Source organism: Psychrobacter sp. CX16 (assembly GCF_057396245.1).
The window spans coordinates 1-18,356 of the sequence record NZ_JBXYJF010000013.1 but is presented as its reverse complement, the minus strand read 5'-3'; the positions used below and the strand labels follow the sequence as shown (position 1 = coordinate 18,356).

17 protein-coding genes and 1 riboswitch are annotated in these 18,356 nt (G+C 42.4%); of the genes, 7 read left to right on the top strand and 10 right to left on the bottom strand.

Features of this window, described 5'->3' with window-relative positions; all coding sequences use genetic code 11:
* Nucleotides 1-8: 8 nt before the first annotated feature.
* The 9 genes from thiD to AC2SLM_RS06360 all read right to left on the bottom strand — a co-directional run bounded on the left by thiD (nt 9) and on the right by AC2SLM_RS06360 (nt 11,210).
* The gene (gene thiD / locus AC2SLM_RS06400) at nt 9-794 is read right to left on the bottom strand and encodes a bifunctional hydroxymethylpyrimidine kinase/phosphomethylpyrimidine kinase (protein ID WP_486540908.1); all 786 of its coding nucleotides are present in this window, start codon (nt 792-794) and stop codon (nt 9-11) included.
* 10 nt (nt 795-804) lie between these two features.
* Nucleotides 805-1,455 (bottom strand): thiamine phosphate synthase, encoded by a 651-nt coding sequence (gene thiE / locus AC2SLM_RS06395; RefSeq protein WP_486540906.1) that lies wholly within the window; start codon nt 1,453-1,455, stop codon nt 805-807.
* A gap of 92 nt (nt 1,456-1,547) precedes the next feature.
* Complete coding sequence (gene thiM / locus AC2SLM_RS06390) at nt 1,548-2,363, bottom strand: hydroxyethylthiazole kinase (protein ID WP_486540904.1); 816 nt, start codon at nt 2,361-2,363, stop codon at nt 1,548-1,550.
* A 90-nt stretch (nt 2,364-2,453) separates the two neighbouring features.
* Nucleotides 2,454-2,542, bottom strand: a riboswitch (TPP riboswitch).
* A gap of 260 nt (nt 2,543-2,802) precedes the next feature.
* Nucleotides 2,803-3,399, bottom strand: coding sequence for a septal ring lytic transglycosylase RlpA family protein (locus AC2SLM_RS06385; RefSeq protein ID WP_486552698.1), 597 nt, complete (start codon nt 3,397-3,399; stop codon nt 2,803-2,805).
* 340 nt (nt 3,400-3,739) lie between these two features.
* Entirely contained in the window at nt 3,740-4,216 is a 477-nt protein-coding gene (gene greA / locus AC2SLM_RS06380; protein WP_486552697.1) for a transcription elongation factor GreA, read from the bottom strand.
* 275 nt (nt 4,217-4,491) lie between these two features.
* Nucleotides 4,492-7,761, bottom strand: coding sequence for a carbamoyl-phosphate synthase large subunit (carB, locus tag AC2SLM_RS06375; protein ID WP_486552695.1), 3,270 nt, complete (start codon nt 7,759-7,761; stop codon nt 4,492-4,494).
* 90 nt (nt 7,762-7,851) lie between these two features.
* Nucleotides 7,852-9,108 (bottom strand): glutamine-hydrolyzing carbamoyl-phosphate synthase small subunit, encoded by a 1,257-nt coding sequence (carA, locus tag AC2SLM_RS06370; RefSeq protein WP_486552694.1) that lies wholly within the window; start codon nt 9,106-9,108, stop codon nt 7,852-7,854.
* 378 nt (nt 9,109-9,486) lie between these two features.
* Nucleotides 9,487-10,032, bottom strand: a complete 546-nt coding sequence (locus AC2SLM_RS06365) for a phosphatase PAP2 family protein (RefSeq protein ID WP_486552692.1) — start codon at nt 10,030-10,032, stop codon at nt 9,487-9,489.
* Between the two features lie 92 nt (nt 10,033-10,124).
* Nucleotides 10,125-11,210, bottom strand: coding sequence for a DUF475 domain-containing protein (locus AC2SLM_RS06360; RefSeq protein ID WP_486552690.1), 1,086 nt, complete (start codon nt 11,208-11,210; stop codon nt 10,125-10,127).
* Between the two features lie 296 nt (nt 11,211-11,506).
* Here AC2SLM_RS06360 and AC2SLM_RS06355 point away from each other — a divergent pair, with 296 nt between their 5' ends.
* The 5 genes from AC2SLM_RS06355 to AC2SLM_RS06335 all read left to right on the top strand — a co-directional run bounded on the left by AC2SLM_RS06355 (nt 11,507) and on the right by AC2SLM_RS06335 (nt 15,816).
* Nucleotides 11,507-12,043 carry a gamma carbonic anhydrase family protein gene (locus AC2SLM_RS06355; RefSeq protein WP_486552689.1) on the top strand — a complete coding sequence of 179 codons (537 nt, stop codon included), beginning with the start codon at nt 11,507-11,509 and terminating at the stop codon, nt 12,041-12,043.
* A gap of 323 nt (nt 12,044-12,366) precedes the next feature.
* Nucleotides 12,367-13,047, top strand: a complete 681-nt coding sequence (locus AC2SLM_RS06350; protein WP_486552687.1) for an HAD family hydrolase — start codon at nt 12,367-12,369, stop codon at nt 13,045-13,047.
* A gap of 108 nt (nt 13,048-13,155) precedes the next feature.
* Nucleotides 13,156-14,251 (top strand): peptide chain release factor 2 gene (prfB, locus tag AC2SLM_RS06345; RefSeq protein WP_486552686.1). Its coding sequence is split into 2 segments (ribosomal slippage): nt 13,156-13,227 and nt 13,229-14,251, totalling 1,095 coding nucleotides; the frame shifts between segments, so codons are not numbered across the junction.
* A 395-nt stretch (nt 14,252-14,646) separates the two neighbouring features.
* Nucleotides 14,647-15,081, top strand: a complete 435-nt coding sequence (locus tag AC2SLM_RS06340) for a DoxX family protein (protein ID WP_486540887.1) — start codon at nt 14,647-14,649, stop codon at nt 15,079-15,081.
* 93 nt (nt 15,082-15,174) lie between these two features.
* Nucleotides 15,175-15,816: an FMN-binding negative transcriptional regulator gene (locus tag AC2SLM_RS06335; RefSeq protein WP_486552684.1), complete on the top strand. Its 642-nt coding sequence runs from the start codon at nt 15,175-15,177 to the stop codon at nt 15,814-15,816.
* Between the two features lie 72 nt (nt 15,817-15,888).
* Here the strand turns inward: AC2SLM_RS06335 and AC2SLM_RS06330 are convergent, their stop codons facing one another.
* Nucleotides 15,889-16,689 carry a Cof-type HAD-IIB family hydrolase gene (locus tag AC2SLM_RS06330; RefSeq protein WP_486552682.1) on the bottom strand — a complete coding sequence of 267 codons (801 nt, stop codon included), beginning with the start codon at nt 16,687-16,689 and terminating at the stop codon, nt 15,889-15,891.
* A 268-nt stretch (nt 16,690-16,957) separates the two neighbouring features.
* Between AC2SLM_RS06330 and AC2SLM_RS06325 the strand changes: the two genes are divergently transcribed.
* Both AC2SLM_RS06325 and AC2SLM_RS06320 read left to right on the top strand, forming a co-directional pair.
* Nucleotides 16,958-17,386: a tetratricopeptide repeat protein gene (locus AC2SLM_RS06325; RefSeq protein WP_486552681.1), complete on the top strand. Its 429-nt coding sequence runs from the start codon at nt 16,958-16,960 to the stop codon at nt 17,384-17,386.
* 231 nt (nt 17,387-17,617) lie between these two features.
* Entirely contained in the window at nt 17,618-17,899 is a 282-nt protein-coding gene (locus AC2SLM_RS06320; protein ID WP_486552679.1) for a hypothetical protein, read from the top strand.
* Nucleotides 17,900-18,356: the final 457 nt, after the last annotated feature.

Sequence of the window (18,356 nt, the reverse complement as noted above, 5' to 3'; positions counted from 1 at the left end):
GTGAGGGCCTAGTAGTATTTATAAAAATGATGTACCGGTCCATGACCGTGACCAACATTGAGTGTGTCAGCTTCACTCAGCGCACCGGTTAAATAGTCTTTGGCTTTTCTACACGCCTCATCAAGGGTGTCGCCTTGTCCCCAAAAGGTGGCAATGGCCGAAGATAAAGTACAGCCCGTACCATGACTGTTTTTGGTTGGGATACGTTTGCCTTCAAGCCAATAAAACGAATCATCAATACATAATAAATCCGGTGAGTCGTTGCTCTCTAAATGACCACCCTTTAAGAAAGTTGGCACGCCCAATTGTTGGGCTTGGTGAATCATGTCATCACGATTGCTTGCTTCAGCCGTTCCCAATAAATCAGCTGCTTCTGGCAGGTTTGGAGTGATTAGGTTCACTTGCGGAATTAACCTATTGCGTAAGGCAGTGACGGCATCATTGTCTAATAATCTGTCACCGCTTTTGGCGACCATTACTGGATCAAGTACCACTTTACTTGGCTTGTACTTAGCTAAGGCTTCTGCCACGCAGTTGATAACCTCTGCATTACCGAGCATACCTATTTTGACAGCATCGACTTGTACGTCGGTAAACACAGAATCAATCTGAGCACGAATTAAGTCGATTGGCATCATCTCAATCTGTTGCACGCCTTGGGTGTTTTGAGCGACGACGGCAGTTATGACGCTCATGGCATAGCTCCCATTGGCGCTAATAGCCTTAATATCCGCTTGAATACCAGCGCCACCGGTACAATCTGTTCCTGCGATACTTAAGATATTAGTAATCATAAAAACCTCCTTAGAGTGAACGACAGGCTAATAAATCAGCACTTGCTTGCTTTGGGTCAGCAGCGGCGCAAATGGCAGAGACCACCGCAATACCATCACAGCCTGTTTGATAAACGTCTTTTGCATTATTTAACTGAATGCCGCCAATGCCAACCGTTGGTAGTTGGCTGGCTTGCGATAACTGTTTTAAGCCCTCAACGCCAATCGGTGCTGAATGGTCCGGTTTAGTACGGGTAGCAAACACAGGCCCCATACCAAAGTAATCGAGTTGGGCTAAATCCTGATTGTGCGCATTATTTAATTCAGCCATATTATTAATAGACAGTCCTAGCCACGCCTCCGGCCCTAGGATTTGGCGTGCCTCGATTACACTTAAGTCGCCTTGGCCAATATGAGCGCCATCAAGCTTTGCTTTTTTGGCAATCAATACTCGGTCATTAATCACTAACGGCACGCGTCCATTGATGGCTTCTTTTAGCGAACAGGCTTGTCGATATAAGCTATCGTCGCTAGCATGTTTATCACGCAGTTGTACAAGGGTAACGCCACCGTCAATAGCAGCCATGACGGTTTCAATTAATCCACGCTGTGCCGTTAGTCTACTGTCTGTCACAAGATATAAGGCTAAGGCATCTGCGGACTTATTTTTTTGAGTAATCATATTATTAGTCATAATGGTTTATTAATTATTTTATTATGGATGATATGAGTAATGAATCTGATAAAGCATCACTATTGAGTTAGTCTCATTATTTAAATATTAATTTTTGCATTTTTACTTACCCTGTCTGCATCTATATTATATAAGGCGTCTAAGAAATGAACATAAAAGCTGCCAGCGCCCTCGGCTTTTTGAGCCGCAATTTCGCCAGCTTGTCCGTAATAACATAGCGCAGAGACAGTCGCTGCAGCGATGGCGTCAGTAGAAACAGGACGCTTAGTATGATTGGCGCCGATAAAGGCGCCTATTAAGGATGTCAGGCCGCAGCCGGTAGCGGTAACACGTGCCATTAAAGGATGGCCGTGATGAATTGACCATCCTTGCGAGTCAGTCGCTACCCAATCTACCGCACCGGTGACCACCACAACTTTGGCATATTGTGTTAATACTTTAGCGGCTGCTTTGGCGGCATCTACGCTATCGCCACTGTCTGCGCCTTTGCTTTGACTATTCATACCGGCTAGAGCCAAAATCTCTGAAGCATTACCACGAATCACGTCTGGCTTGAATTTAATGAGTTCCTGACACGCCTGTTGACGAAATGTAGTAGCACCCACGGCAACAGGGTCTAATACCCAAGGAATATGGTTCTCATGAGCGACCTTGGTTGTTGCAAGCATACTGCTTAAAGAGTCTTGGGTAAGCGTACCGATATTAATAGTCAAAGCACGTGCTAATAGCACAAACTCAGGCGCTTCTTTGATATCGCAGACCATAGCAGGGGATGCACCGGCAGCCAGTAATATATTGGCAGCAGTGTTATTGGCAACAAAGTTAGTGATGTTATGGACTAAGGGGGATAGTTGTTTGAGATTGGTAATACAAGAATGAATCAGTTGAGATTGCATATTCCCTCCATGTGGATAAAGAGGGCGTGAGAAGACAAAGCGTAACGGCGGCTAACGCAAAATAAGGCTAGCACCAATAAAATAAGAGAACCGCGACTACTATACACTCCCTACGCCAGTATAATCTGGATCAGGTTCAAAGGGTACATCTCAGCCAAATGGCGCCCCTGTGACTAACATAATATAAGCATGCTATAGCTTTAACCCATCCATCATAACGAACTTGGTTTTTTTTAACAAGCATCGCTGCTATGTTAATGCCTTGAATTCATAGGTTAGAGACGAGGGCGATTAGCTAAAACACTTTGAATATTACAAAGGCCATAAATAAATAGTTTAGATAAATGATAATTAAATAGGCACAAAAAAGACCTGCAATGGCAGGCCTTCTTTTGTATCTTACTCATATCTTTACAGCTTACACTAACTTAGCTATTGACTAAGGCGAGCTTACCTTTTCAATAGCAACGTTTGCAATACCACGTTTCACCAGACCAATCTTTTTGGCAGCGCCATAAGATAAATCTAATACACGGTTACCATGGAAAGGACCACGGTCATTTACTTTAACCACAACGCTTTTACCGTTGTTTTTATTGGTTACTTTTAAATATGTGTTAAACGGTAAAGAGGGGTGTGCTGCTGTCATTGAATGCATGTTGAACGGCTCGCCACTGGCAGTTTTACGGCCATGGAATTTGCCACCGTACCAAGATGCACGGCCACTTTGTTTAAAACGGCTTACTGCATTTGATGCTACTAGAGTTAGATGAGATAACAAATCGTCATCTTGCTCAACAGCGTTTGATGACTTGCCGCTAATTAAGCTGCTATTCTCTGCAAGAGAGGATGGCTCAAATGAAGTCTGAATAAGCGAAGGGGCTTGTTTTTGCTGACGCGATAATTCGTTAAGTACCACATCGATGTCGCTTGAACTGTTAACGCTAATAGTCTGCTTAGAATCAGTAGCATGACCTAATGAGGTAGCTCCAACCATACATGCTAGCGCACATAATGTGGATGAGAATATCTTCATAATTGCCTCGTAAGCATTTATTAATTTAATAATTCAAACTCATAAGACTATGCATTTTTCATATTAAACATAATACTTAAACTGGTTCGAATAGCTATAAAACATCAAGAGTGTAAGATACACACAAAGTGTCACAAGTAAATTTGCGTTTGTTTGTGTTTTGTAACTTAACATCAAACGCATATGTTTTGCAAGTGACGCTAGAGTTCAGGTTTATAGATAATAAACCATTTGTTAATTAATGTGAACAATTTTTTGAACCCAGCGCCAATGGCTACTTTTATCTTATTACTCAAAAAGCATTCGTTAGTTAGGCAACCTGATTAACAGCAGCTACGGGTTATTCGTAAATGACTTCAACCACTTCGAATTCGACCACACCACTTGGGGTTTGGATACGCGCTTCATCGCCTTCTTCTTTACCGATTAGGCCGCGAGCGATAGGGGAGTTGATTGAGATTTTGTTGTTTTTAAAATCAGCTTCGTCATCACCGACGATTTTATAGCGCTTTTGCTCTTCGGTATCTAGATTCTCTATGACTACGGTCACACCAAAGACGACGCGGCCCTCTCTTGGTAGCTCAGCAGGATCAATGACTTGAGCACCAGATAACTTAGCTTCGATGTCGCGGATACGGGCTTCACAAAAGCCTTGTTGTTCGCGGGCAGCATGATATTCAGCATTTTCTTTTAAGTCGCCATGTTCGCGCGCTTCTGCGATAGCGGCAGTAATGCGTGGACGATCAACAGACTTAAGCTGTTTAAGTTCTGCCTCTAATGTAGCGTGTCCTTGCGGAGTCATAGGGTAGCGTTGCATATCATTTTCCTCAGATAAACAAATTGATAGATAAAAAAACACCACAACACCAGCCTTTTGGATGGTGTTGTGTGCAAAATTCATGAGATGTTAATGGGTACTGTCTTAGCTAAAAGGAGTCTTAACTCAAAGCTGTATTAATCAAAAAACAGAACAGACCCTTATAAAAAATTGCTAACCGACGTGATCGATTAGCAATGAATTCAAATAATAATAACGCTGCAAAATAGGGTTTGTTAAACGCTAATTTTGCTTGTTTAATAGCACAATGTCAATTATTCAGCAGTATCTGCTTGAGCATGTAAGGTTTGTAACTTATACACATCAAATGGTAGATCAATGGCGTATGACTTACATACAGCATCAGCAGCGCCTAGTGTAGTTACGTAGAAAACCTTGCTCTGTAAGGCGTTACGGCGAATAGAGAACGAATCTTCTTGTGCTTGTTTGCCCTCAGTTGTATTGATAATAAGGTCTATTTCACCATTTTTCAAGGCATCGACAATGTGTGGGCGGCCTTCGGTTACTTTGTTAATACGTGCGCACTCAATACCTTGCTCGTTTAGATATTTCTCAGTACCTGAGGTGGCAACCAGTTTAAAGCCGTAATCAATCAATTGCTTAGCAATCGGTGGTAAGTTTGGCTTGTCGCTGTCACGCACCGATAAGAAGACGGTTTTGATTTCGCCTTCTTCTGGTAGACCTGGTAGACGCTCGTTTGTACCGATAATACCTTTATAGAAGGCCTCACCAAAAGTCTTACCAACGCCCATAACCTCACCAGTAGACTTCATCTCAGGGCTTAAGATAGGGTCAACACCTGGGAACTTAGCAAATGGGAATACCGATTCTTTAACCGCAAAGAAGGCTGGCTTAATTTCTTTGGTAAATTTCTGGTCTTGTAACGATGTGCCTGCCATGCAGCGTGCGGCCACTTGAGCCAATGATGTACCGATACATTTGGAGACAAAAGGTACTGTACGCGCGGCACGAGGGTTCACTTCTAGAATATAAACCGTGCCATCTTTTACTGCAAATTGGACGTTCATCAGACCGACCACGCCAAGCTCTTTAGCCATAGAAACAGTTTGAGCGCGCATCTCATCACAAATCTCATCAGACAATGAGTAAGGAGGTAATGAACAAGCTGAGTCACCTGAGTGAACGCCGGCTTGCTCAATGTGCTGCATGATACCGCCGATAACCACTTCATTACCATCGCTCACACAGTCTACGTCTACTTCGATCGCATCGTCTAAGAAGCGGTCTAGTAGGACAGGTGCTTCGTTTGATGCACGTACCGCAGTACGCAAGTAGTGCTTAAGCTCATCTTCGTTATAAACAATTTCCATCGCACGGCCGCCAAGAACGTATGACGGACGAACCACTAATGGATAGCCAACGCTGCTTGCCTTCATCAGGCCATCTTCCATGCTAGTCGCTAGCGCGTTCGGTGGCTGAATCAGGTTTAGCTGTTGAATCATATGCTGGAAACGCTCACGGTCTTCTGCACGGTCGATAGCGTCAGGAGAGGTACCAATGATGTTAACGCCAGCTGCTTCTAAGCTACGTGCTAATTTAAGCGGTGTCTGACCACCAAACTGTACGATAACGCCTTCTGGCTTCTCGATACGTACGATCTCTAGCACATCCTCTAACGTGATTGACTCAAAGTACAGACGGTCTGAGGTATCATAATCGGTTGATACTGTTTCAGGGTTACAATTCACCATGATGGTTTCATAACCGTCTTCACGCATAGCAAGGGCGGCATGCACACAGCAGTAGTCGAACTCAATACCTTGACCAATACGGTTTGGACCACCGCCGATAACCATGATTTTTTTGTTATCAGTTGGGTTGGCTTCACACTCTTCATCATAGGTTGAGTACATGTATGCTGTAGAGGTTGCAAACTCAGCAGCACAGGTATCCACACGCTTATAAACAGGGTGAACTTCTAAGTCCCAACGCTTTTTACGCAGCTGCTTTTGCGATACGCCAAGTAATTTGGCCAGACGTAAATCTGATAGGCCTTTGCGTTTGAATTGACGTAAGTTCTTAGCAGTGATGCCGCCGAAACCTAGTAGTTTTACTTGCTCTTCGGTTTTAACGATGTCTTCAATTTGTACTAAGAACCATGGGTCGATATTGGTAAATTTAAAGACGTCATCAACACTCATACCCAAACGGAAAGCGTCTGCTAAATAGAAGATACGCTCAGGTGTTGGCACAGTCAGGCGGTTTGTGATTTCCGCTTTGATTTTATCTTCGCTGATTTTGCCTGCTTTTAATGCGGCGAAATCGATTTGTTCATCAAAGCCATCAGCACCAGTCTCTAAGCCGCGCAGTGCTTTGTGCATAGACTCTTGGAAATTACGGCCGATAGCCATGACTTCACCAACAGATTTCATCTGTGTCGATAAGATGTTTTCTGCTTGGGGGAATTTCTCGAAGTTAAAACGAGGAATCTTAGTCACTACATAATCAATTGATGGCTCAAAGCTTGCTGGTGTTTTACCGCCAGTGATGTCATTTTGAAGCTCATCAAGCGTATAGCCAACTGCAAGTTTTGCAGCGATTTTTGCGATAGGGAACCCTGTCGCTTTTGAAGCCAGAGCAGAGGAGCGTGACACACGTGGGTTCATCTCAATCACGACCATGCGGCCTGTTTTCGGGTTCACGCCGAATTGTACGTTTGAACCGCCGGTTTCAACACCAATCTCACGCAGTACCGCTAATGAGGCGTTACGCATGATCTGATATTCTTTATCCGTTAGCGTTTGTGCTGGGGCAACAGTGATTGAGTCACCAGTGTGCACGCCCATCGGGTCAACGTTTTCGATAGCACAGACAATGATACAGTTATCATTTTTGTCACGTACTACCTCCATTTCATATTCTTTCCAGCCAATCAGCGATTCATCAATCAATAACTGGTGAGTAGGGGATAGATCAAAGCCACGCTCACAAATTTCGATAAATTCGTCACGGTTGTAGGCGATACCGCCGCCAGAGCCACCCATGGTATAGGAAGGACGGATAATACAGGGGAAGCCTAAGCTTGCTTGGATCTCAAAAGCTTGCTCCATGGTTTCGGCAATTTCAGCTCGCGGACATTCAAGACCAATACGTTTCATCGCTTGGTCAAATAGGTCGCGGTCTTCTGCCATTTCGATGGCGTCTTTGGTCGCACCGATAAGCTCTACATTGTATTTTTTTAATACGCCATTTTTGTCTAAATCTAGCGCACAATTAAGCGCTGTCTGACCGCCCATGGTAGGCAAAATGGCGTCTGGACGTTCTTTGTCAATAATTTGCTCGACGGTTTGCCAAGTAATGGGTTCAATATACGTGGCATCTGCCATGACAGGGTCAGTCATGATAGTTGCTGGGTTTGAGTTAACAAGGATAACGCGGTAGCCTTCTTCACGAAGCGCTTTACACGCCTGAGCACCTGAGTAATCAAACTCACATGCTTGGCCGATAACGATAGGGCCGGCGCCGATGATTAGGATGCTTTTTATGTCGGTACGTTTTGGCATAAGTCTCTCTTCTATTTATTTAATTCTGCTTATTTAATTCTGCTGGTATTTATGAGTGCAACTTGAGCTTAAGCAAATAAATATGCTTGATTAACCTTGCTTAGCAGCGGCCATCATGTCTGCAAACTTCTTAAATAAAGGCGCAGCATCATGAGGTCCAGGACTGGCTTCAGGGTGACCTTGGAAGCTAAATACCGGCTTATTGGTCAGCTCAATCCCCTGATTAGTGCCATCAAATAATGAGCGATGCGTGGGCTTGATGTTGTCAGGAAGCGTTGATTCATCAACCGCAAAGCCGTGGTTCTGACTGGTAATCATCACTGACTTGGTTTCTAAATCCTGCACAGGGTGGTTAGCACCGTGGTGACCGGTTTTCATTTTCAAGGTCTTCGCGCCACTTGCTAGACCAACCAACTGATGACCTAAGCAAATACCAAAGGTTGGAATATCCGTCTCTTCAATAATATGACGCACCGCATCGATGGCATAATCACAAGCAGCAGGGTCACCAGGGCCATTTGATAAGAAGATACCATCTGGATTCATCGCTAATACGTCAGCAATTGGGGTGGTGGCAGGCACAACTGTCACCTTACAGCCGATGTCGACCAGCATACGTAAGATATTGGTCTTGGTGCCGAAGTCATACGCCACCACATCATATTTATGTTCGATGTGCTCGCCTAGTTGTTTGTAGTAGCCGCCAGTATCACTTTCGGTTACACCGTGTACGCCGCGGTCCGCTAATTCCCATGTACCTGCTGTCCACTCAAAGCCTTCTGGATGAGTGCACTCTTTTGCAAGATCCATGCCCTCAAGTCCTTCAAAACCTTTGGCCAACTCTAGCGCTTTTGCGATGTCGTCATCACTTAGGGTATCACCATTGCTTGCGGTCAGAATACAGCCGTTTTGAGCGCCTTTATCACGCAGAATACGGGTCAACTTACGGGTATCAATTTCAGCAATCGCAACGGTTTCTTGACGAATAAGATAATCGGATAAGCTTTCTGAATTACGGAAGTTTGAGGTGGTCATGGTAGCATCACGAATAATCAAACCTTCTGCCCAAATTTGATGCTTTTGATAAATATCGCCAGATTCGGCATCTTCACTATTGGTACCTGTGTTACCAATATGTGGATAGGTTAGGGTGACAATTTGTTTGGCATAGCTTGGGTCAGTCAGAATTTCTTGATAGCCCGTCATTGAGGTGTTAAATACCACCTCACCGATGCGGTGACCGCTTGCACCAATTGAGATGCCGCGAAAAATGCTGCCGTCAGCCAAGGCCAATACAGCTTCCGCCTGATTTAAATTAGTGTGAGTTGTGTCTTGTTGTACGCCCATATTACCACCCTTGTTATTCGTGTTTATCATGACCTGATATTTGTGAAAATTACGACTGTTTTTCTGCTCAATAAAATTTGATTTAACAAATTTCAGCCACAAAAAAGCGAGTAGACCAATGACAGGAAACAACAAAATCACTAAAGGATAGGTCATTAGTGAGTGTTGCAAACTGTGTCATGTCTACTCGCTTAGGTACAGATTTTGCATATTATACAAAACCTGACTCTAAATGGCTAGGCAATCATTAAAAATATATCCACGCAGGTCGAATATTTTCTTTGTATTGGTAATAGGCTAGATGGGGGTGACTCTAACAAATTCCAATCGCACTGTTTATCTGTTATTAATAATGAGCTAATATTATTAATAAAGTGCTTAGAACTGATAGTGTACGGCTAACTGGTATGACTCAGGTGCGAGATTGGCACTGATGTGTAGATTGTCATTGTCATAGCTTTTAGTAAAAAACAGACTACTTGCCACACCAAGAGCAGCGCCGGCCAGTACGTCAGAAGTATGATGCTTATCTGCCTCTACCCGGCTATAGCCAACAAAAGTCGCACCAATATAGGCTGGGATACTAACTTCCCAGCCATAGCGTTTATGAATAAAGCTGGCACCCTGAAAGGCGATAGAGGTGTGACCTGATGGAAAAGAGTCATCATCACTGTGATCAGGACGTTCTTTATCAACAAGCTCTTTTAGACCATAGGTCGCCACCGCATTGGTCGCGAAAGATTTATAAAACTGGTTGCGTCCTTCCTCGTCGTTCATATAAAAGGTCGAGCCATAGGCAACAGCAGGGATGGCTACCATCACGATATCGCCAGCCGTTTCGATATCGGAGCTGCCGGCATAAGCAGGGCAAGTCGCCATCATGGCACCTGATAATAATAGGGCGGAAGAATATGTGTATCGCATCAACTATTTCCTAAAAACTTTTTCTTAAAAGAAGGTTCTTAAGCTTAACAAAACGAAACCTTAAAAGTGGTGGCTTAAGTTTTGATAGACTTTTATTCATTGGCCTGTTCATGTTTGCGATATTGGATCGAATTAAATAAAGACAATCCAATAAACGCCACTCCAATAAGCCCAGTCACCAGCTCAGGTACATGAAACTTCATGGACAATAGCATAATAATTGCCAATGCCCCAATTGCATAATGGGCGCCATGTTCTAAGTAAACAAATTCATTTAACGTGCCTTTATCTACTAAGAAAATCGTCATCGAGCGCACAAACATCGCACCAATTGCCAAGCCCAACATAATGATAATCACATCGTTGGTAATCGCAAAGGCACCAATCACCCCGTCAAAACTAAATGAGGCATCTAATACTTCAAGATAAATAAAGCCCGCGATACCGCCCTTTAATATCGTCGAGGAGACGCCTGATGTATTGGTAATGACATTGCCTTTCGCATCCGTTAGCACCTCGACATCATCCGCATCGCTGCTACCCTCAAGCATGCTCGAGAGTACATTGACTCCCAGATACACTAAAATACCCCAGATACCGGCCATTAATATAACCGACTGATGAGCGTCATCGACCCAGCTTAAAGAGATCATCAATACCACAATGGCCACAAAGGTACTCATGGCATCCACTTTGCTAAATCGTCTCAGTTTACCCTCAAACCATTTAAACCAAAGGACGTCTTTATCGCCAAATAAGAAGGTTAAGAAGACCAGTAACAAAAACATTCCACCAAACGCAGAAATCTCAGCATGATGCGCGTTGAGATGCTGGGCATATTGGGCAGGCTCATTTAAGGCAAGTTGAATGACCTCAAAGAAGCCTAAATTGGCGGTTACTGCCACGATAACAATAGGGAATACCAAACGCATACCGAAGACGGCTACCAGAATGCCAATTGTTAAAAATATCTTTTTCCAGAAGTCATTCCAGCCTTTTAAAATAGAGGCATTGACCACCGCATTATCAAAAGACAACGATATTTCCATAATCGCTAAGATGACCGTAATGGCAAGCGCCTTACCCAAGCCGGGGACGCCACCATGTGAGAAGCCCCACCACGCTGCGACGATTAAACACAAAATAGTAAAAATAAAATCGAATAAAAAATGACGCATAGGGTATCCAGAAGATTTAGTCATTTTAATTAGAGCAGTTTAGTTATTAATGTTTTAAACATTAATAATATGACTATAAAAATATGACTATAAAAAGGCAATGAAAAAGTGTTTTGATAGATGGAGCAGATAATAGCACGAGTACAACGGACAATAAATTGACATTATAATAAATGATTGGATAATGCTCATAAAAAGATAGTATACAATATAATAAAATAACCGGATTAGACTTTTAAACGTTAAGACGTATGCAATTAAAAGTAAAACGTAAACCAATTAAAAGGATTTTCAACATGATATATAAGTATTTGGATAAAGCTCCTCAGTTTGCGACGCCTTTTGAAGGTTGGGTTGCTGATACTGCCCGAGTCATTGGCGATGTGTCACTCGGTCATAAAGCCAGCGTTTGGTTTGGGGCGGTGATTCGAGGTGATAATGCCCGCATTAATATTGGCGACTTTAGCAATGTGCAAGAAAATGTGGTGATTCATACCGATGCAGGTATCGAAGTGACTATCGGCGATTATGTGACCATTGGTCATTTGGCGATGTTGCATGGCTGTAGCATTGGTGAAAACAGCCTAATCGGTATTGGTTCCGTGGTACTCAATAATGCGAAAATCGGTAAAAACTGTATTATCGGCGCAAAAGCATTGGTCACTGAAGGCAAAGAGATTCCAGATAACTCACTGGTGATGGGGTCACCGGCCAAAGTCGTCAAAACATTAAGTGATGCGCAAGTGGCGATGCTTAAGATGTCCGCCTTACATTACGCTCATAAGTGTCAAGAGTTTAAGACAGGTCTTGAAGAGATGCCACTGCCTGATTAGGGTTATAGCATTAATAGTTATAGAGCTAAAATGTATAAAGCGTAAAATTATTAAGCCAGCAATTAGCTTATAAATATAAAGCTTAGAGTTTGGAGCTTATCGCGCTTTTCGCTACTATCTTGGCTAGCATAAGGCGAGGCGTGTGGTTTTACCCCGTTCCTGCTACCGCGAGAACGGTCTAAAGCTCACGCCTCAGCCTTTTGCGTCACCAAGTATATCCGCTGCAATCACGGCTAAACCGCACCACTTTCACACTCAGGTTAAGGGTTAACAGACCCTAATATATTCAATCACTTATAAAAGTGTTTTTAAAAAGGTATTTTATGCAATCAAAAGAATTGGCTTTATTTGACTTAGATCATACGTTATTGGATGTCGATAGTGATTATCTTTGGGGAGAATATATTGTTAAAAACGGTTTGGTTGATGAGGCAGAGTATCGCACAGCGAACCAGCGCTTTTATGAAGAATATATCGAAGGCACCTTAGATGCGACAGAATACAATGAATTTGTGGCGCAGTTTTTAAGTAGCTTACCGATGGACAGACTGTGTGAGCTACGTGAAGACTATATCAAAACGGAGATCGAACCGCATATGCGCCCCCAAGCGATCAGTACCTTGCGTCATCATTTGGAGGCTGGTCATGAGGTGGTTATTATTTCGGCGACGAATGACTTTGTGGTGTGTGCCATTGCTGAACGCTTCGGTATCGAGCAGGCCAAAGTATTGGCAACGCCACTTGAGGTCAAAAATAACCGCTATACCGGTAAGCTTACGGACAAGCCAAACTTCAAAGACGGTAAGCTCTATCATCTGAAAAAGTGGCTGGATAGACAGCAAGAGCAAGGCATCACCTATGATAAAACGTATGCTTATTCTGATTCAAAAAATGATCTGCCCTTGCTCGAGTGGGCGGATGTGGCTATCGCAGTTACGCCAGACAATGTGCTTCATGCCCATGCCTTAGCGCACCGCTGGGCAGTTGAAGACTGGTCGCTTTAAATATCGGAATTAAGAACATCTAATGTGTTAGCGTCAGTCCTACTTTAATTTAGTACCCTTTCTATTCTTTTATAACCCTTACAACTTTTTAAAACCTTAGGAATATCAATGGAAATCAATCAATATCAAGAACAAATCAAAGACTTAACCGACCGTGCGCAGGATCTGCGGAGGTATCTTTGACTTTGATGGTAAGTCAGAGCGTCTAGAAGAAGTGAACCTTGAAATGGAGAACCCAGAGCTTTGGAATGATCCAGAGCGGGCGACCAAAATCAGTAAAGAAAAAAGCCAGTTAGATGGCGTGATTAATACCATAACAGGGTTAGAAACTACCTTAGAAGACGCGGCCGCCATGCTAGATCTAGCAGTAGAGGCGGATGACGAGAGTCTACTTATTGATGTGCAAAGTGAGTTAAATGCTGCACAGGCTCAAGTTGAAGATCTCGAATTTAAGCGTATGTTCAACGGTGAGATGGATGCCAATAACTGCTTCGTTGATATTCAGTCGGGTAGTGGCGGCACTGAGGCGCAAGATTGGGCAGAAATGCTACTTCGGATGTATACGCGCTGGTGTGAAGCGCATGGCTTTAAGGTCGATATCACTGAAGTCTCTGCTGGCAGTGTGGCGGGCATTAAGTCAGCATCCTTTAAAGTATCAGGTGATTATGCGTTTGGTTGGCTACGTACCGAAACGGGGGTGCATCGTTTAGTGCGTAAGTCGCCTTTTGATAGCAATAATGGGCGTCATACTTCGTTTGCCGCGGTATTTGTGTCCCCTGAAATTGATGATGATATCGACATTGATATTAATCCTGCAGATCTGCGCATTGATACTTATCGCTCGAGCGGTGCCGGTGGTCAGCATGTCAATACAACCGACTCTGCGGTACGTATTACACATGAGCCGACCAATATTGTCGTACAGTGTCAGAATGAGCGTAGCCAACATGGCAACAAGGCTACAGCGATGAAGATGCTGCGTGCTAAGCTGTATGAGCTTGAGATGCAAAAGCGAATGGAGAAACAACAAGCGGTTGAGGATAATAAGTCGGATGTCGGTTGGGGCAGTCAAATTCGCTCGTATGTACTCGATGACTCACGCATTAAAGACTTACGCACAGGTGTTGAGACCTTTAATACAGGAGCGGTATTAGATGGTGATCTAGATCAGTTTATTGAAGCCAGCTTAAAGGCAGGATTATAAGACCAGCGTTATAGGAATAGGGATAAGGTTGTGAGGCAAACCTATTATTAAACAAAAGTTAAACAATTTTGACTTAGTCAAATTAGAATAATCAATGTAATCTAATCTAATAGTTATAAACTAAAAGGGATGATTGGGGGTAGGTTGGTCTTTCGTATGTAGCTTGAACCTTTGAGTATAGTATTGCTGGCTATCCCCCAACCTCACCCTGCTTTTTTAATGTCATTGTCTTTATATCAACCTTATTCAATAAAATAACCTATCCTTGTTAGACTCGTTCAAGCTCATTAAATCTATTATTTGTCGCATTTGACTTGATACGTTTGGACTTGGCTTTCTCGTTAGGTTAATGACTAGATTAGGTATTAAAACCATGCGAATGTAAGGAGTAGTCAATGAAAGTGCTGTTTAGTTCCATGTCGCGTTTTGAACCATACGTCTTAGCTCTCTTACGAATTGTCACCGCCTATGCTTTTTTATTGAATGGAACAACGAAGCTGTTTGGTATTCCTGTTAGCGAGCATATGTTTCCAGAGTTATTTTCGTTTAGATGGTTTGGGGGACTGCTTGAGGTAGTACTTGGAGTAATGATACTTATCGGCTTTCAGACCAGACTGGCGGCCTTTTTATGTTCAGGAATGATGGCGGTGGCTTATTTTGGATTCCACGCTGAGCTTAATAACTTTTGGTTGCCTTTAAATAATGAAGGAGAAGGGGCAGTGTTGTACTGTTTTATCTTCTTATATTTATGGGTTCGCGGAAGTGGGGCATGGGCTGTGGACAAAGAAACGTATTTGCCAACCGATCCGAACCATTTATATCATCGTTAAGCAAGTTTAATAGCGATAACGATAGCGAAATACCTATGATTAAAACCGTTTAACACTTATGATGTTAAACGGTTTTCTTTTTTGGAGTGTCGCTTGTTTATCCCGAAATCTTTTGAGCAAAATGACAGTGAAGTTTTAAAGGCGTTTATTGAACAGCATCCGCTAGCAACGATTATTGCGATAACATCAAGTGGTCTTGAGGCCAGTCATGTGCCGATGCAGTGGATTAAAGGTGAGGATAATTCTCAATGTGACTATTTGCTAGGACATATTGCTAAGGTCAATCCACTGAATAATTCTGATTTGTTGTTAACGGAATGGTTGGTTATTTTTCAGGATGCAGGGCATTATATCAGCCCTAATTGGTATCCGAGTAAAGCAGAAACACATAAGCAGGTACCAACTTGGAATTACCGCAGCGTACATATTAGTGGTAAGGCTCAGCTATTAGATGACGCAAACAGTCTGATTGATATTCTAACTCGTATTACCCATACCTTTGAGTCGAATCAGCCCAAGCCTTGGTCATTGAAAGATGCTCCTAACAACTATGTTCAGGGGTTGTGCCGAGCCATTGTGGGTATTCGTATTGATATACAAATGGATAAAGTAAAGGCGCAGTTTAAACTTAGTCAAAATAAGTCTGACTCAGACAGAGCGGGTGTAGTTGCAGGATTAAATGCGGTAGGTACAGCGGATGCTAAAAAAATGGCATCCCTAATTGACTTAAACTAAGCCCAATTTAACTAAATAAGATATCTTCATTATTTGGTTAGCTGTCAAACTATTAAAGCCAATGGGATAGAATCAACCAAGAAAATGCTGTACCGCAGATTGCAGTCCATACTCTTCAATAGTACCGGTGATCAAATCTGCCTTAAGTTTGAGAGTGGGCTGGGCGTCACCCATGGCGACAGCATAGCCAACGGCATCAAACATCTCTAAATCATTATAGCCATCGCCAATCGCCATGGCATCTTTGATATCAATATTTAAATACTCACAAACATCAACAATACCGCGCGCTTTAGATGCCTCTATAGGCAATATATCGCCGCCAACATGGTGCCAATAGACAAGCTTTAATCCCCGCTTAGCAAAGTTAACCTCTTCGAGCCTTTGAGTTTCACTATTAAAAAACACAGAGCATTGATAGACATCATTTGACTGGTAATAGTCTGGATCTATGATGGCGTTGGGGTTATTCGCGATAAAAGCACGTATCGCCGCGTTATCATTTGCCCACGCCAGATGACGGTCAGAGTCAAACTTATGAACCACGTTTTTTTGGATGCACAGCTCATGTATTCTGCTAGCTTGATCGCGGCTAAGTGGATAGTGACTAATAATGCCTTTTTTATCAAAGCTATATTGACCATTGGTACAGACAATGGCATCGAGAACATCTGAGTCCAGTAACTGAACAATATCTTTAGGAATGATGGATTTTGAGCGGCCAGTGGCAATCACCAGCTTAATATCAGTGGTTGCAAGCTGTTCTAGAGTCGCTTGGTTATGCGGTGCGATAATACCGTCTCGACTTAAGGTATCATCAATATCAAAAAAGATAATCTTTGGAATAAAGGTAGGCGCTACTGTGTCTGTCATGAAAATCCTGCATACATAATAAACAAGGTGAGTTTAGGTCCTAAACTGGCAGACTCAAAAGTCCCTGCCGGCATTAATCTTATCATTATATAGACAATAAGGCGGCATAATCCAAGTCTCATTGGTCTTGTATTGTCAAAAAGTCCAGTCACCTAGGCGAATCTGCTAGAAGAGTGTAAATAGCCCTGCATCAATGGGAACAAGGTTCTATAATAAGTGTTAGATATAATGGATTTTTAGATAGACTCCTAAATAAACAAGGCAAAAAATGATTAACACCAAACTATATAAGTCGATATATCAATTAGCAGAGCAGCTATTGGAAGCGGATAACAAAGGCGATCAGGCTGAATTCGATAAGCTATATACTGAGCTTGAAGCACTGTGCCAAGCGCATGAAGGCACAGATAAGGACCATCCTGCACAGTGGGAGACGTTGGCCGACTTTACGGCAGATTTCGATGAAGCGTTAGCGCTGTATGATAAGGCCCTCGCGAAAGCACAAGCGATTAACTCCAAAGACCATTTGGCATCCATTGCCTTTTCAAAAGCGGAATTGCAGCATCAACTGGGCCAAACCGACGCAGCGATTGAAAGCTTACAGTTTGCCAAAACGCATGCCAACAAAATCGAAGACAAAGAGTTTAAAGTTGAGATTAATGAGATGCTAGAGGCATTAACAGGTGGTTCTTCTTAATGACGCGTCGCACCAAATTAGTCGGTTAATACCTATGAGTTTAAATAAAGCTAGAAGCCTTATAGGAAGAAGGGTTGATTTTAATAAAATTTTTAATAATGTCAGGATACACTTTCCCAAACTATGATGGTATTATAATTTCTTGAAGACTGATTTAAAGTTAAATTAGTTTTATTTAACAAGTCTCACTGATGCTATGAAGTGATTCTTTATTATTCAAAGGGAGAGGAAATGACTGCATTAGGGTCTATTTTATTAATTATAGGTTGTATTATTTCACTGATATTCACTATTAAATTGATTGTTATTGCATTTCAGGAGTCAACAGCTTGGGGCTTAATGTATTTATTTTTACCTTTCGCTAGCCTTTACTATATCATAACTCGCTGGCAGAAATGTAAATCACCATTTCTTAAGTCATTGATATCTTTACCATTTATTCTTATAGGTTTTGCATTAATAGCCTCAGGTCAGCAAGATGCTATAAATCAGGCAGTAATGTACGGCTACTAAAGTCTAATGCGTTAGATGTCTTTAGAATAAAGCTAACAAAGCCCACCTTTTACTTAGTAATTGGTGGGCTTTGTTATATACGTTTAAAAAAGTCATAAGGCAGCTAATTGAAAGTACTACTTAGATAGTCTTAGCGTTGTTAACGTTAAAGCTGTTTAGTGAGTAGTTTTCTGGATATAGCTTTCAATAAAAGTCATGGGCTGATGATATACATAAATTGACATTATGCGTTAAACTACACCTAAAATAATGGCAGACTTAAGTTAGAGTATAAGACTTCCTACGGGCTTTCTGCTATGACAAGTTTAGCTCTGCTCATGTTGTAGGGTCTGTCTCGTCCTAAAATAGGTTGATGATTTAAAACAAGCCAGATACCCCGTGTATCTGGTTTTTTCTATGCAGAACACCCATAACTTTGATGAAACTCGAAAGGCGTTCTCATATTCAAACTCAAATG

Bases quoted from the DNA above. Each gene is read 5' to 3' on its own strand.
- thiD (WP_486540908.1), bottom strand. From the start codon at position 794: ATGATTACTAATATCTTAAGTATCGCAGGAACAGATTGTACCGGTGGC.
- thiE (WP_486540906.1), bottom strand. From the start codon at position 1,455: ATGATTACTCAAAAAAATAAGTCCGCAGATGCCTTAGCCTTATATCTT.
- thiM (WP_486540904.1), bottom strand. From the start codon at position 2,363: ATGCAATCTCAACTGATTCATTCTTGTATTACCAATCTCAAACAACTA.
- AC2SLM_RS06385 (WP_486552698.1), bottom strand. From the start codon at position 3,399: ATGAAGATATTCTCATCCACATTATGTGCGCTAGCATGTATGGTTGGA.
- greA (WP_486552697.1), bottom strand. From the start codon at position 4,216: ATGCAACGCTACCCTATGACTCCGCAAGGACACGCTACATTAGAGGCA.
- carB (WP_486552695.1), bottom strand. From the start codon at position 7,761: ATGCCAAAACGTACCGACATAAAAAGCATCCTAATCATCGGCGCCGGC.
- carA (WP_486552694.1), bottom strand. From the start codon at position 9,108: ATGGGCGTACAACAAGACACAACTCACACTAATTTAAATCAGGCGGAA.
- AC2SLM_RS06365 (WP_486552692.1), bottom strand. From the start codon at position 10,032: ATGCGATACACATATTCTTCCGCCCTATTATTATCAGGTGCCATGATG.
- AC2SLM_RS06360 (WP_486552690.1), bottom strand. From the start codon at position 11,210: ATGCGTCATTTTTTATTCGATTTTATTTTTACTATTTTGTGTTTAATC.
- AC2SLM_RS06355 (WP_486552689.1), top strand. From the start codon at position 11,507: ATGATATATAAGTATTTGGATAAAGCTCCTCAGTTTGCGACGCCTTTT.
- AC2SLM_RS06350 (WP_486552687.1), top strand. From the start codon at position 12,367: ATGCAATCAAAAGAATTGGCTTTATTTGACTTAGATCATACGTTATTG.
- AC2SLM_RS06340 (WP_486540887.1), top strand. From the start codon at position 14,647: ATGAAAGTGCTGTTTAGTTCCATGTCGCGTTTTGAACCATACGTCTTA.
- AC2SLM_RS06330 (WP_486552682.1), bottom strand. From the start codon at position 16,689: ATGACAGACACAGTAGCGCCTACCTTTATTCCAAAGATTATCTTTTTT.
- AC2SLM_RS06325 (WP_486552681.1), top strand. From the start codon at position 16,958: ATGATTAACACCAAACTATATAAGTCGATATATCAATTAGCAGAGCAG.
- AC2SLM_RS06320 (WP_486552679.1), top strand. From the start codon at position 17,618: ATGACTGCATTAGGGTCTATTTTATTAATTATAGGTTGTATTATTTCA.